The organism is Agrobacterium sp. CCNWLW155 (genome assembly GCF_036888815.1).
GTDB classification, from domain to species: Bacteria; Pseudomonadota; Alphaproteobacteria; order Rhizobiales; family Rhizobiaceae; genus Agrobacterium; species Agrobacterium radiobacter.
The window spans coordinates 276,599-290,899 of sequence record NZ_JBAKFW010000006.1 but is presented as its reverse complement, the minus strand read 5'-3'; the positions used below and the strand labels follow the sequence as shown (position 1 = coordinate 290,899).

Below are 14,301 nucleotides of genomic sequence, written 5' to 3'. Positions count from 1 at the left end.
CCTGGCGGGTTTTCATCGGGATCGTGCCCGGTGACTGCGTCGTGATGTTGACCGCAGCACCGGGACGCCTGATCGATCGCAGCCGTGTCACCGTCTCAGGATACTGGAAGAACGGCGAGACGGATTTCCGTGGCGCCGAAGGCGATGAGCGGTGCCCTGCCAATGAACCTCGACTGAATAGTGCCTTCAGCTTCCGTTCCGACGGGACCGTCTAAAACAAAGACGTTCAACCGCGGTCTTATCCGCCTGAGGAGACACAGTCATGATCCGGAAGTCTTTCATTGCAAGTGCACTCGTCACTCTCGTCGGCATCGCTGCCGCGGCGCCCGCCATGGCCAATGATGTGCGCATCGAACAATATGGCTGGTCCAACTCTGCCGGTGGTGCACAGGAAGGGTATGGCAACCGGATCCGCACCTACCAGAACGGCGGCTACAACCGGATTGTCGGTCACCAGTATGGCCGGCATAACCTTTCGGCTGTCGGCCAGGAAGGGCATGACAATTACGGCTCCACTTATCAGAACGGCAGCCGCAATGTGGCCGGCATCGGCCAGTTCGGTTCCAACCACACCACCATCCTGACGCAGGACGGCAACGGCAATATCGCGGCCGGTGTGCAGGTGGGCCGCGGCTGCAGCGCCAATGTGAGCCAGGGCGGCAACGACAATGTCGCGGCCTTCGTGCAGGCCTGCCCTTAAGCGGCGGTGCGACGTGAAACCGGTCGGGATCGAAACATCAGGTCATCAGGGAGACTAGCCATGCCCCATAGCGTCAGACATCCGCGCCGCCTGGCGGCGATCCTTGCGCTGGCGCTGCTTCCCGCCGGCGCCGTTGCGGCCATATCGACGGCAAGGGAACCGGCAGAGGGAAAGGTCTGCGAGATCAAGGCGACGCCGCAGGCGGGCATGGTGAGGCTGGAGGCCTTTGCCAGGGGCGACACACCTGCCGGCGGGACCTATGCCTTTCACGTCGAAAAGTCGGGAAGCGGCGGACGTTCGGTCATCAATCAGGGCGGCGACTTTGATGCCGCCGCCGGACGTTCGCAACTGCTGAGCGCGGTGACGCTGGACGCCAAGGGAGCCCGTTACAAGGCCGTGCTCGATATGATGATCGATGGCAGGAGTTTCAGCTGCACGAAGCAGGTTGGCGGCGACTAAGCCGCGGCATGTTTGTGAATTATTCACATAGAGGGCGCCAGTTCGGGCGCCCTTTTCTTTTGATCGCGCCGAACGACTGAACGACATGTGAATGGGCAATTCCGGTCGGGTTCAGTTGCGGGATGCGATTATCGATCATCGGCAAGGCGCTGACAGATGGAGATCAGAATGACCCGCAACATATTGAAACTTCTTACCGTTACCCTGCTTGTTGGTGGCCTGACACCCATTGGATTTGCCGCACCCGCCCATGCCGGCGGCCGCATCTCCTTCGACCTCGCACCCGGCAATGCCGCCGATGGTGACCTTCTTTCGACAGGTCTTCGCGCCTATTCGCTCTACCGTGGCCTGAAAGATGCCGATATCCGCCAGCTTGGCCGTGGCAACGCCGCCGGCATCGCCCAGAACGGCGGCGGCAATCTCGGCTTTATCCGGCAACGCGGCGTCGGCCATTCCGCGACGCTGCAGCAGAATGGCAACAACAATGCCTATGGCATCTTCCAGTACGGCCGCAACGCGGACACCAATGTGGTGCAGGATGGGGATAACGGCAGCGGGCTGACCTTCAGCTATGGCTGGTAAGGAAGGCGGATCGTCCGATCATGGGTCGATCGGAAAGGCGAATCCCGCCTTCACGCGGTCCATGACGACCATCGTCTTGAACCCCTTGATGTCATGGTTCTCGTAAAAGAACCGGCGGGTGAAGGCTTCATAATCTTCCATATCCTTGGCCGTGATCACCAGGATGAAGTCGGCATCACCAGTTACATAATAACCGATCATGACCTCCCGGGTGGCGCGAATGGCGGCCTTGAAGCGATCGACAATATCGGCCCTTTCTCGCTCCAGCGAGACGAGAACGATCATGGTGATGCCACGCCCGACGGCCTTGGGCGAAATAATTGCTACGTCGGCTTCGATCACCCCCTCATCACGCAGGCGCTTTAACCGACGCTGGCACGCGGTTGGTGACAGGTTGACGATTTTGGCCAGCTCTTCCGATGTCAGGCGATTGTTTTTCTGCACGGCGTCAAGCAGCGCTCGGTCGGCTCGGTCAATCTGATTCATGCGGGATCCCTGCGTTTTTATATAAAACTAAGCATTATTCCTGCGTCAAAGCGCGCTTAAACGCTGCCGGTCAATCATGCAGCGCAGTTAAGCTTCTGACAAATAAAAAGGGAATCTGCTCATGAAAGCTATCGCCAGCGCAGCGCTGAAAAATCTTCAACGACCCGAGCTGATCGAGCATCGTGCCTTTCTGGGCGGACAATGGATGGCGCGCGAGGAGACGCTGGGCGTTGTCGATCCGGCGAGTGGCGATCATCTGCTTGATGTGTCCTCTTGCACAATTGAAGATGTCGATACCGCAGTGGAAGCAGCCGGCAGAGCCTTTCTGGCGTGGCGGGACATGCTGCCCGTCGAACGCGGCGATATTCTGCGCGCATGGGGCCGCCTGATGCGCGACAATCTCCGCGACCTCGCCACCATCATCAGCGCCGAACAGGGAAAGCCGCTTTCGGAATCACTCGGCGAAATTTCCTACGCCACCGGTTTTCTCGACTGGTTTGCGAGCGAAGGCGAGAGATCCTATGGCGAAACAATTCCGAGCCACCTTAAAGGCGGCAATCTTTCCGTGCGGATGCAGCCGATCGGCGTCACGGTGGCCATCACACCGTGGAATTTCCCCTCAGCCATGATCACCCGCAAAGCGGGCGCGGCGCTTGCTGCCGGCTGCACGATGATCGTCAAACCGGCACCCGAAACACCGCTTTCGGCGCTGGCCCTGGCAAGGCTGGCGCAGGAAGCGGGCATGCCGGCAGGCGTGTTGCAGGTTCTGCCCGGTGAAGCCGCGCCGCTTGCTCGTCGGCTGCTGGAACACACGCAAGTGCGGGCTTTTTCCTTCACCGGCTCCACCGAGGTTGGACGCCTGCTCCTCACGCAATCGGCGGCGACCATCAAGAAAGCCTCGCTGGAACTCGGTGGTCATGCGCCCTTCATCGTCTTCGGCGATGCGGATCTCGCTCAAGCCGTGCAGGGCTGCCTTGCCGCCAAATTCGCCACATCGGGACAGGACTGCCTCGCGGCAAACCGCATCTATGTTCAACGCGGGGTTTATGACCGTTTCATTGATCGCTTTGCCAGCGCAACCGACAAACTGACGGTTGGCCATGGCCTTGAACCGGGTATCGACATCGGCCCGATGACGCGGCCATCCGTCGCCGAAAAGTGCCGACAGCAGATCGCGCAGGCTCAGTCTGCCGGCGCGCGCCTCGTCTGCGGCGGACAGGACAGTCCGCTCGGCGGCAATTTCGTCACGCCCACCGTGCTCGCCGACGTGACTGACGACATGCTGATCGCCCGCGAAGAAACTTTCGGTCCGGTCGCCGCCATATTGCCCTTCGATGAGGAGCAGGAGGTGATCCGCCGCGCCAATGCGACGGAGATGGGGCTTGCGGCCTACGTCTACACCAACGATCTCGGGCGGGCGATGCGCCTGACCGACCAGCTCGAATACGGCATGGTGGCGGTCAACACACCGAAATTCACCGGTGCGCCCATTCCATTCGGGGGCTGGAAACAATCAGGCCTCGGCCGCGAGGGCGCGCGCCACGGCCTCATGGAATATCTCGAACCCAAATATGTCTGCTTCGGCAATCTGGCTGCATGAAAGGAACTCGCCTATGACCATCGACATCAAGACTATCTCGGAAATGGATCGAAATGCGGTTCTGCATCCCTTTACGCAGTTGAAGGATTTCACCAGCGGCAAACTCGGCGAACCGACCATCGTTGAAACCGGCAAGGGCATCCGCATTCAGGACGCCCATGGCAGGCAGCTTATCGATGGCTTTGCGGGGCTTTATTGCGTCAATGTCGGTTATGGCCGCACCGAGGTGGCGGAGGCCATTTCCCGTCAGGCCTACCGGCTTGCCTATTACCATTCCTACGCCGCCCATACGACGGACGAACTGGCCATTCTTTCCGACCGGTTGGTGAAGATGGCGCCCGGCAAGATGAGCAAGGTGTTTTATGGCATGTCCGGTTCCGATGCCAACGAGACCCAGGCCAAACTCGTCTGGTATTACAACAACCTGCGCGGCAAGCCGCAGAAGAAGAAAATCATCTCCCGCGAACGGGGATATCACGGCTGCAGCGTGGTCTCGGGCTCCATGACCGGCATGAGTTTTTATCATGACCACATGGACCTTCCGCGCGCAGGCATCCTCCATACCGGCGTTCCGCATCACTATTGGGGCGCGGAAGCCGGCGAAACGGAACTCGAATTTTCCAGGCGGCGCGCCGAAGAGCTGGAAGAGCTCATTCTACGCGAAGACCCGGACACGATCGGCGCCTTCATTGCCGAACCGGTCCTTGGCACCGGCGGCATCACGCCGCCACCGGAAGGTTACTGGCCGGCGATACAGGCCGTCCTCAAAAAATACGATGTCCTGCTGATTGCCGATGAGGTCATCACCGGCTTCGGCCGGACCGGCTCCATGTTCGGTTCACAACATTACGGGATCGAACCGGACCTGATCACGGTCGCCAAAGGGTTGACCTCGGCCTACTTCCCTCTCTCGGGCGCGATTGTCGGCGAGAAGGTCTACAAGGTGATGGAGGAAGGGGCGGATCGCGTCGGCGCATTTTCCCACGGCTACACCTATTCCGGCCACCCGATAGGTGCGGCTGCGGCGAATGCCGTGCTCGACATCGTGGAAAAAGAAAACCTGCCGGGCAATGCGCGGGCCGTCGGCAGCTATTTTCAGGAACAGCTGAAGGCGAAATTCGCGCAGCTTCCAATCGTCGGAGAGGTGCGTGGCGTCGGCCTGATGGGCGCAATCGAATTCGTCGCTGATCGGGAAAAGAAGACCCGTTTTGCCCCCCATCTCACGGTTGGCGCTCGCGTTTCCAAGGCAGCGCGCAACGGCGGTCTCATCGCACGGGCCATGCCACATGGCGACATTCTGGGTTTTGCGCCGCCGCTGGTCACGACCCGGGAAGAGGTGGACGAGATCATTGCCATAGCCGAAGCAGCCGTCCGCAGCGTCATGGATGATCTGGTTCAGGCCGGCGAGAAAATCTGACCCTCAGACGTCGCGTTCAACGGGCGCTAACGCTGCTTATCTGCACGGCAAAGAGATGACAGTTGCGCCTATTTGCGGTGCAATTGTCATATCCTCTGCATAAGGCTTCATCTTTTTGCAGAAGCGTGCATAATGTCATGAAATTACCCCTCTAAAAACGAGACAATTTCATGCGTCGTCAAGCCAATCCGCTCAGCCCAGATCCGGCGCCATCAACCAGGCCGGTGGCGTGGCGGCCGATGCTGGCCAAGCAGAAGGGTGAAACGAAACATTCCGCGCTGACGGAACGCATCATTGCCGATATCGACGCCGGCGTCCTGAAGCCGATGGATCGCATGCCGACCCACCGGGATCTGGCGCGCGAGCTTGGCCTTTCGGTACAGACCGTCAGCCTGTCCTACAAGGAGGCTGAGCGGCTCGGTTATCTCAGCGGCGAAATCGGCCGCGGCACTTTCGTCAAGGCGCGCGTCACGGATCGTGCCGGCCGCATGATGCTTGATCACAGCCCGACCGAGGTGCTTGATCTCTCCATCATCCGCGGCGTCTATCTGGAGGAACACGAGGCCGCCTCGCGCGCCATCCTTCGTGAGTTGGCCGACGGTGACAATTCAGGCTTCATGCGCCCATGCCGGCCGGTCGCGGGTCTCGACAGCCATCGTGAAACCGCGCGGACATGGCTTGAAATGATGGGCGTGACTGCGAGGGCCGAACGCATCCTTGTCACCAACGGCGCAGCACACGGCATTTTCCTTGCCTTGAGCTGCATTGTCCGCTCGAACGACGTGGTTCTCTGCGAAAACCTCACCGATCACGGCATTATCGGCCTTTCGAACATTCTGGGCTTCAGCCTCAAGGGCCTGCCCACCGACGAGGAGGGCATTCTGCCGGACGCATTGGAGGCTGCCTGCGAAGCAGGCGGCGTCAGGGCTATCGTGCTCATTCCAACGCTCAATAATCCGACCGGACATGTCTCAGGCGCAGAGCGCAGACGGGCCATAGCCGCAGTTGCGGAGCGGCATGGGGTCTTTGTCATCGAAGACGAGGTCTACCGACCGATGATAGAGGATGATCTGCCATCCATCGCGGAAATGCTGCCTGATCTGGGCTTTTTCGTCACCAGCTTTACCAAGACGGTGCTGACCGGGCTGCGCGTCGGTTATCTCGTCGTGCCTCCTGCCTACTCCATCCGCGCCGCCTCGATCCTGCGTGTGTCGAGCTGGAGCGGGACCTATCTGACGGCCGAGATCGCCACCCGCTGGGTGGAAAACGGCACCGCGCGGCGTCTGCTGGACGTGCAGCGCACCGAAGCACGCGCACGGCAAAAGATTGCGACGGAGATATTGGGCGACCACATAGCCTCGACCCATCCCCTCTCCTTTTGCGCCTGGCTCAAGGTTCCCACACGCTGGACAGAGGATGGACTGGTGCGCTCGCTGACAAACCAGAACGTCGCAGTCACCCCTTCGGAACCGTTTGTTGCCGGCCCGGGCCATGGCGGCGGCATCCGCATTTGCCTCGGTGGCCGCCTCAATCATCCCGCCCTTGTCAAGGCGTTGACGACCGTGCGCCAGGCCTTCGAGCAATTGCCGCCCGTCTACGATATCGGTTCAATCGGCTGAGGCGGCCGGTTGAAAATCATTGAATCATTACAATATAATAATTGACATGATTTTAGTTCGCTCTCAACATGACAATCATGAAGAGCGAAAACCTGTCCATATCCGCTGGAAAAAATCCGCTTCCGGTCTCGCTGGCCGCGATCAGGCAGGCTGCAGCGCGGCTTGCAGGACAGGTGGAACGCACCCCGCTGGTTTACTCGGACAATCTGTCGGAACGCTGCGGTCACCCCGTTCATCTCAAGCTGGAGACGCTGCAGCCCATCGGCGCCTTCAAACTGCGCGGCGCAATGAACGCCGTCCTTTCGCTTGATGACAGTGCGCGCAGACGCGGCCTCGTCACCGCCTCCACCGGCAATCATGGCCGCGCGGTTGCTTATGCGGCGCGCAAGCTCGAAATCCCCGCCACGATCTGCATGTCGGCACTCGTGCCGGCGAACAAGGTCGAAGCCATCCGTGCGCTCGGCGCAGATATCCGGATCATCGGCATGTCCCAGGATGACGCGCAGGAGGAAGTGGAGCGCCTGACCGCAAGCAACGACCTGACTGCGATCCCGCCTTTTGATGATCCAGACGTCGTGGCAGGCCAAGGGACGATCGGCATCGAGATTATCGAGGATATGCCCGATCTGTCCGCTGTACTCATCCCTCTTTCAGGCGGAGGCCTTGCAGGCGGCATTGCCGTTGCTGTCAAGGCGCTGAAACCACAGGCCCGGGTCATCGGCATCTCCATGGAGCGGGGCGCAGCCATGCACGCCTCGGTCACGGCCGGCCGGCCGATCTCTGTCAAGGAAGAAGAAACCCTGGCGGATTCGCTTGGCGGCGGGATTGGTCTGGCGAACCGCGTGACCTTCGCGCTGTGCCGCGAACTGCTCGATGACATCGTGCTGGTCTCGGAGGACGAAATCGCGGCCGGCATTTGCCACGCCGCACAGGAAGAAGGTTTGACGGTGGAGGGCGCGGCGGCCGTTGGTTTCGCGGCGATCCTCTCCGGCAAGATCGACATCACCGGCCCGACCGCCATCATCGTTTCGGGCGGGAACATCGATCCGGCGGTTCACAAGAGGATCATCGACGGGGGAGCCGCATGAGCCACGTTACCATCCTGACGGAAAAAGACCTGCGCGCCATCGTCAAGCTGGACCTTTCCGCAGTCGATTGCGTGGAGCGAGCCTTTGCGGCTCTCGCCACGGGGACTGTCGCCATGCCGCCGATCCTGCGCCTCGATATTCCTGAGTTTCGCGGCGAGGTGGATGTCAAGACGGCTTATGTGCCGGGCTTTGACGGTTTCGCCATCAAGGTCAGCCCCGGTTTCTTCGATAATCCCAAGCTTGGTCTGCCAAGCCTGAATGGCCTGATGATCCTCTTCAGCGCGAAAACCGGGCTGGTGCAGGCCCTTCTCCTCGACAATGGCTATCTCACCGATGTGCGCACCGCAGCAGCAGGCGCAGTCGCGGCACGACATCTCGCCCGCAAAGATGCTTCCGTCGCCGCCCTCTTCGGAGCCGGCATGCAGGCCCGTCTGCAACTCGAAGCCCTGATGCTGGTGCGCCCGATCCGGTCGGCGCGAATCTGGGCGCGCGACCATGACAAGGCTGGGAGACTTTCGGGCGATTTGGCCCGGGAATACGGCATTGAGGTGACCGCCGTGGCCGATCCGCAGACGGCCATTCGCGGCGCCGATATCATCGTGACCACCACACCGGCCGAAAAGCCGATCCTTCTTGCCGACTGGCTGGAAGAAGGCCAGCATCTGACCGCCATGGGGTCGGACGCCGAACACAAGAACGAGATCGATCCGACCGTATTCGGCAGGGCGCGATACGTCGCGGACCGGCTCTCGCAAACCCGTATTCTCGGTGAGTTGCACCACGCCATCGCCGCCGGGCGCGCCGCGTCGGATCAGCACTTCGCCGAACTTGGGGACGTCATTGCCGGCAGGCTGCCGGGTCGTGTTTCGACCAAAGACATCACCTTTGCCGATCTCACGGGCACCGGGGTGCAGGACACGGCCATCGCCAATCTCGCCTTTGCACGCGCAAAGGAGGCCAAGAGCGGCCAAATCATCGAAAACGCCATAAAAATGGGAGACGCAGCGTGAGCGTAACGCTGAACTTTACGCGCGAGGAATATGCCGCGCGCCTGTCTAAAACCCGCAATGCCATGGACAAGGCCGGGATCGATCTTCTCATTGTGACCGACCCGTCCAACATGCATTGGCTGACCGGTTATGACGGATGGTCCTTCTACGTGCATCAATGCGTGCTGGTGCCGCCGGATGGCGAGCCGATCTGGTACGGACGCAAGCAGGACGCCAATGGCGCCAGGCGCACGGCGTATCTCGCCCATGACAACATCATCGGTTACCCGGACCACTACGTTCAATCCACAGAACGGCACCCGATGGACCTGCTGTCCGAGATCATCCAGGAGAGGGGATGGTCCGGCCTGACGGTCGGCGTCGAGATGGACAATTATTATTTCTCAGCCGCCGCCTTTGCATCGCTGCAGAAACATCTGCCGAACGCCCGTTTCAGGGATGCCGCCGGTCTCGTAAACTGGCAGCGCGCGGTCAAAAGCCCGACCGAACTCGATTATATGCGCAAGGCAGGCAAGATCGTCGAACTGATGCACAAACGTATCGTCGACGTGGTTGAACCGGGCATGCGCAAATGCGACCTCGTGGCCGAAATATACGATGCCGGCATTCGTGGCACCGCCGAGTTCGGTGGAGACTATCCCGCCATCGTTCCCCTCCTTCCCTCGGGCGCAGACGCATCCGCACCGCATCTGACATGGGACGACAAGCCGATGCGCTTGGGAGAAGGCACCTTCTTCGAAATCGCCGGCGCTTACCGGCGTTACCACTGCCCGCTATCGCGCACCGTCTTTCTCGGCAAGCCGACGCAGGCGTTTCTCGATGCGGAGAAGGCAACGCTTGAGGGCATGGAGGCCGGTCTTTCCGCAGCGAAGCCGGGCAACACCTGCGAAGACATCGCCAATGCGTTTTTCGCCGTGCTGAAAAAATACGGGATCATCAAGGACAACCGCACCGGTTATCCGATCGGCCTTTCCTATCCGCCGGACTGGGGCGAGCGCACCATGAGCCTGCGTCCGGGCGACCGGACCGAGCTGAAGCCCGGCATGACGTTCCATTTCATGACCGGCCTCTGGCTGGAAGACATGGGACTCGAAATCACCGAAAGCATCGCGATCACCGAAACCGGTGTCGAATGCCTTTCCAATGTGCCGCGGCAACTCTTCGTGAAAGGCTGAGACGATGTTGAAGACCGCGCTTCGCCCCTCGCCGATCACGCCCACCGTCGATTTTGACGCGCAGGGCGTGCAGCACGGTCATCTGCGACTGCCATATAGCCGCGATGACAGCGCCTGGGGTTCGGTGATGATCCCGATCTGCGTCATCGCCAATGGCGAGGGGCCGACGGCGCTTTTGACCGGAGCCAATCATGGCGACGAATATGAGGGGCCGGCCGCCCTGTTCGAACTCGCCCATAAACTCGATCCGGAAGAGGTAAGCGGCCGCATCATCATCGTGCCGGCACTCAACTATCCCGCCTTTCGCGCGGGAACGCGCACCTCGCCGATCGACCGGGGAAACCTGAACCGCAGCTTTCCCGGCCGCCCTGACGGCACGGTGACGGAGAAGATTGCCGATTATGTCACCCGCCATCTGATACCGCTTGCGGATATCGTTCTCGATTTTCATTCCGGCGGCAGGACGCTTGATTTCCTGCCCTATGCCGCAGCTCACGAATTATCCGACAAGACGCAGGAGGCCCGGTGTTTTGAAGCGGTGGCGGCTTTTGCCGCGCCCTATTCGATGAAGATGCTGGAGATTGACGCCGTCGGCATGCTCGACACGACAGTTGAGGAACTGGGCAAGGTCTTTGTCACCACCGAGCTCGGCGGCGCGGGGACGGCGAGCGCGAAATCGATCGACATCGCCCGCAAAGGCATTGTCAATCTGCTCTGCCATGCCGGCATCCTCGCCGGCGCACCGGTGGCAACGCCAAGCCGCTGGCTGGACATGCCCTCCAGCGATTGTTTCACCTTTGCCGAAGACGACGGGCTCGTCGCCTTTGTCCGCGATCTGGGAGACGCGGTCATGGCAGGTGAAACGGTGGCCCTGGTTTATCCCGTTGGAAAAACCGGTCTTGCGCCGGTTGATTACCGCGCTTCCATCAATGGCGTGCTTGCCGCCCGTCACGTTCCCGGCCTCATCAAGGCCGGAGACTGCCTTTCCGTCATCGCCACGGTCACGGAGAATACCTAACCAGAAGAACCATCGTGAGATCCGAAAACGGACCACGCAACCCAACCAGAGGAGTAAGAACATGCGTATGACCAGAATTGCCGGGCTTTCCGCCCTCGCTCTCACCATTGGCGTAACGTCGGCCAGCGCCTTGACCGTCGAAGACGTCAAGAGCCAGGGCTATATCCGCGCCGCAACGGCCAATGAAGTGCCCTATTCCTACATGCAGCCCGACGGCACCTCCGCCGGCATCGGCCCGGATGTGGCGAATGCTGTCCTGAAATCGATGGGCATCGAAGAGGTCAACTGGACGGTGACGCCATTCGGCACGCTGATCCCCGGCCTGAAGGCGCGTCGCTTCGATTTTACCGCCGCCGAACAGAACATCTCGCCCGAGCGCTGCAAGCAGGTTGCCTTCACCGAACCGAACTCGTCCTATGGCGAAGGCCTGCTGGTGAAGAAAGGAAATCCGAAAAAGCTTACCACCTACGCCGATATCGCCAAGGACCCCTCATTGAAGGTCGCCGTTGTTTCCGGCGCAAACAACGTCGATTTCCTGCGCGCAGTCGGCGTCAAGGAAGAGCAGATCGTGTTCATCCCTGCCAATGCCGACGCCATTCCCACCGTACAGAGCCGCGCCGACGCCTATGCCGCCACGGAGCTCACGGTTGCGGAACTCGCCAAGGGTCAGGCCAATGTCGAGCAGGTCAAGCCCTTCGTCGATCCCGTTGTGAAGGATGCTCCGGTGCGCAATTACGGCGGCTTTGCCTTCCGGCCGGAAGACAAGGAGTTGCGTGACGCCTTCAACGCGGCGCTTGTCGAATTCCGCAAGACGGAGGACTACAAGAAAATCCTCGCCAAATACGGCCTCTCCGAACAGAGTATCGCTGCAGCGGCCGAAAAGAAGGTCGCCGATCTCTGCGCCGGCAAATAATGCCAGCCGGCGCCCGGGGCATATCCGGGCGCCGTTCATCAAGAACTCGGGAAAACTCCAGATGGACATGACCGCTTACCTGCCGATGTTGTGGCAAGGCGCCGTCGTCACCATGACGATCACGCTGGCAGCCCTTGTCGTCGGAACGGCTCTCGCCTTCTTTTTTGGCATTCTGCGCGTCGAGGGAGGACCGATCCTGTCGGCCATCGCGCTCTGTTACACGGAAGTGTTTCGCGGCACCTCGCTGCTGGTGCAGCTTTTCTGGTTCTATTACGCCCTGCCGCTGGTTGGGCTGAGTTTTGATCCGATCACCACGGGCGTGCTGGTGCTTGCCGCCCACGCCGGCGGTTATGGCGCGGAAATCGTTCGCGGCGCGCTGTCTTCAGTCTCAGTGCAGCAACTGGAGGCAGCAAGAGCGCTGAATTTTACACGCCTGCAGACGCTCTTTCGCATCTCGCTGCCGCAGGCCGTTGTTGAGATGATGCCGGCATTCGGCAATCTGGCGATCGAGACGCTGAAGCTTTCCTCGCTCGTGTCACTGATCTCCATTGCCGACCTCACCTTCGCGGCGCAGTCGATCCGCAACCTGACGCTGGATAGCGCCAGCATCTATTCGATTACGCTGCTTTGCTATTTCGCGATGTCCCTGATCCTCATGGTCGTCATCCGGGTCATCGAGCACTTCGTGCGGCGCGGCAACGTCTTCCCGCGCACCCGCCATTCATAAGGATATCCTGTCATGATGTATGGTTACGAATGGGATACGACCACCTGGCTCACCTACACGACCTCGATCCTGCCCATCATCCTGATTGGCCTGACGGTAACACTGAAGGCCGCCGCCGCAGGCTTTGCGATCGCGCTGGTTCTGGGGCTTGTCTTTGCGCTGCTGCGCCGCAGCCGCGTCAAGATGATCTCCTGGCCCACCGCGCTGATTGTCGAGTTCCTTCGCGATACGCCGCTTCTGGTGCAGCTCTTCTTCCTTTATTACGTGCTTCCGGATTTCGGCATCGTTCTGCCCGCTTTTCTGACCGGCGCGTTAGCACTTGGCCTGCAATATGCCGCCTATACTTCCGAGGTCTATCGCGGCGGCATAGAGGCGGTGCACCACGGCCAGTGGGAAGCGGCAACGGCGCTGAACCTGACGCCTGTGCAGACCTATCGCGACATCATCATTCCCCAGGCGATCCCGCGCATCGTTCCGGCGATGGGCAACTATCTTGTCGCCATGATCAAGGAAACGCCGGTGCTTTCCGTCGTCACCGTTCTCGAGATGATGGGGCTTGCCAATATGATCGGCGAACGCACCTTCGAATATCTGGTGCCGCTGACGCTTGTCGGCCTGATCTTTCTCCTTCTGACAATAATCTGCTCGGCAGGCCTCAGCCGCCTGCAAAGGGCGCTTCCAAAAGCAGGAATACCCTTGCGATGACAAACAACACCAATCAGCCACTGATCGAATTTTCCGATGTCACGAAGCGCTTCGGCATTCTGACAGTACTCGACCAGTTCAATTTCAACGTGGCAAAAGGCGAAAAAGTCACCCTCATCGGTCCGTCCGGCTCCGGCAAGTCGACGGTTCTTCGTATTCTCATGACGCTGGAACCGTTCCAGGAGGGAAAGCTGACCCTTGCCGACATGTCCTACCATGAGCAGGGAGGCAAAGGCCCTTTCAAGGCCTCGGAAAAGCATCTGCGGCAGATCCGCAACCATGTCGGCATGGTTTTCCAGAGCTTCAATCTCTTTCCGCATATGACGGTGCTCCGCAACATCGTGGAGGCGCCGGTTCGGGTTTTGGGCATCGGCCGCGCGGAGGCGGAAGCGCGCGCAATCGACTTGCTGAAGATGGTCGGGCTGGCGGACAAGAAGGACCATTATCCGGTGCAGCTTTCCGGTGGGCAACAGCAGCGTGTCGCCATTGCCCGCTCGCTCGCCATGCGTCCGCGTGTCCTGCTTTTCGATGAGCCGACCTCGGCGCTGGACCCGCAACTGGTGGGGGAAGTCCTGTCCGTCATCCGCGATCTGGCCCATGAGCATGATCTGACGATGCTTCTCGTCACCCATGAAATGCGCTTTGCCCGGGAAGTATCGGACCGCGTCTGTTTCTTTGACAAAGGCCGTATCTGCGAACAGGGAAAACCGGACGAGATTTTTGGCCAGCCGAAAGAAGACCGTACACGCGAATTTCTCGCTTCCGTCTTGCGGTGAATTTTGATTGCCCCTCCCTCATGCAA

Annotated in this window: 16 protein-coding genes; 15 read left to right on the top strand and 1 reads right to left on the bottom strand. The window is 60.2% G+C overall.

What is annotated here, in order from left to right:
- Positions 1-41 precede the first annotated feature (41 nt).
- The 4 genes from V6S97_RS19470 to V6S97_RS19455 all read left to right on the top strand — a co-directional run bounded on the left by V6S97_RS19470 (position 42) and on the right by V6S97_RS19455 (position 1,741).
- Complete coding sequence (locus V6S97_RS19470) at positions 42-215, top strand: hypothetical protein (protein ID WP_162691061.1); 174 nt, start codon at positions 42-44, stop codon at positions 213-215.
- 47 nt (positions 216-262) lie between these two features.
- Positions 263-700: a curlin gene (locus V6S97_RS19465; protein ID WP_111796917.1), complete on the top strand. Its 438-nt coding sequence runs from the start codon at positions 263-265 to the stop codon at positions 698-700.
- A 60-nt stretch (positions 701-760) separates the two neighbouring features.
- Positions 761-1,159: a curli-like amyloid fiber formation chaperone CsgH gene (gene csgH, locus V6S97_RS19460; RefSeq protein ID WP_111796918.1), complete on the top strand. Its 399-nt coding sequence runs from the start codon at positions 761-763 to the stop codon at positions 1,157-1,159.
- Positions 1,160-1,327: 168 nt separating this feature from the next.
- Positions 1,328-1,741: a curlin gene (locus tag V6S97_RS19455; protein WP_162691062.1), complete on the top strand. Its 414-nt coding sequence runs from the start codon at positions 1,328-1,330 to the stop codon at positions 1,739-1,741.
- An 18-nt stretch (positions 1,742-1,759) separates the two neighbouring features.
- Here the strand turns inward: V6S97_RS19455 and V6S97_RS19450 are convergent, their stop codons facing one another.
- A complete protein-coding gene (locus V6S97_RS19450) occupies positions 1,760-2,227 on the bottom strand; it encodes an Lrp/AsnC family transcriptional regulator (RefSeq protein WP_020009915.1) in 468 nt (155 codons plus the stop codon).
- A gap of 121 nt (positions 2,228-2,348) precedes the next feature.
- Here V6S97_RS19450 and V6S97_RS19445 point away from each other — a divergent pair, with 121 nt between their 5' ends.
- The 11 genes from V6S97_RS19445 (at position 2,349) to ehuA (ending at position 14,275) form a co-directional block, all read left to right on the top strand.
- Positions 2,349-3,827: an NAD-dependent succinate-semialdehyde dehydrogenase gene (locus V6S97_RS19445; protein WP_111796920.1), complete on the top strand. Its 1,479-nt coding sequence runs from the start codon at positions 2,349-2,351 to the stop codon at positions 3,825-3,827.
- A 13-nt stretch (positions 3,828-3,840) separates the two neighbouring features.
- Positions 3,841-5,244, top strand: a complete 1,404-nt coding sequence (locus V6S97_RS19440) for an aspartate aminotransferase family protein (protein ID WP_111796921.1) — start codon at positions 3,841-3,843, stop codon at positions 5,242-5,244.
- Positions 5,245-5,414: 170 nt separating this feature from the next.
- A complete protein-coding gene (gene ehuR / locus V6S97_RS19435) occupies positions 5,415-6,863 on the top strand; it encodes a MocR-like ectoine utilization transcription factor EhuR (protein WP_111791417.1) in 1,449 nt (482 codons plus the stop codon).
- Between the two features lie 68 nt (positions 6,864-6,931).
- Positions 6,932-7,951, top strand: a complete 1,020-nt coding sequence (gene eutB / locus V6S97_RS19430) for a hydroxyectoine utilization dehydratase EutB (RefSeq protein ID WP_334427646.1) — start codon at positions 6,932-6,934, stop codon at positions 7,949-7,951.
- Entirely contained in the window at positions 7,948-8,961 is a 1,014-nt protein-coding gene (gene eutC, locus V6S97_RS19425) for an ectoine utilization protein EutC (RefSeq protein ID WP_111784954.1), read from the top strand. Before eutB ends, eutC begins: the two co-directional genes overlap by 4 nt.
- On the top strand, positions 8,958-10,136 hold the full coding sequence (gene doeA, locus V6S97_RS19420; protein WP_020009909.1) for an ectoine hydrolase DoeA: 1,179 nt from the start codon (positions 8,958-8,960) through the stop codon (positions 10,134-10,136). Before eutC ends, doeA begins: the two co-directional genes overlap by 4 nt.
- 4 nt (positions 10,137-10,140) lie before the next feature.
- A complete protein-coding gene (doeB, locus tag V6S97_RS19415) occupies positions 10,141-11,154 on the top strand; it encodes a N(2)-acetyl-L-2,4-diaminobutanoate deacetylase DoeB (protein ID WP_020009908.1) in 1,014 nt (337 codons plus the stop codon).
- 61 nt (positions 11,155-11,215) lie between these two features.
- On the top strand, positions 11,216-12,067 hold the full coding sequence (ehuB, locus tag V6S97_RS19410) for an ectoine/hydroxyectoine ABC transporter substrate-binding protein EhuB (protein ID WP_111796923.1): 852 nt from the start codon (positions 11,216-11,218) through the stop codon (positions 12,065-12,067).
- 61 nt (positions 12,068-12,128) lie between these two features.
- Positions 12,129-12,794: an ectoine/hydroxyectoine ABC transporter permease subunit EhuC gene (gene ehuC, locus V6S97_RS19405; protein ID WP_065695384.1), complete on the top strand. Its 666-nt coding sequence runs from the start codon at positions 12,129-12,131 to the stop codon at positions 12,792-12,794.
- A gap of 12 nt (positions 12,795-12,806) precedes the next feature.
- Positions 12,807-13,499 carry an ectoine/hydroxyectoine ABC transporter permease subunit EhuD gene (ehuD, locus tag V6S97_RS19400; protein ID WP_111784952.1) on the top strand — a complete coding sequence of 231 codons (693 nt, stop codon included), beginning with the start codon at positions 12,807-12,809 and terminating at the stop codon, positions 13,497-13,499.
- Positions 13,496-14,275: an ectoine/hydroxyectoine ABC transporter ATP-binding protein EhuA gene (ehuA, locus tag V6S97_RS19395; protein WP_020009904.1), complete on the top strand. Its 780-nt coding sequence runs from the start codon at positions 13,496-13,498 to the stop codon at positions 14,273-14,275. Before ehuD ends, ehuA begins: the two co-directional genes overlap by 4 nt.
- The last annotated feature ends 26 nt before the right edge of the window (positions 14,276-14,301 follow it).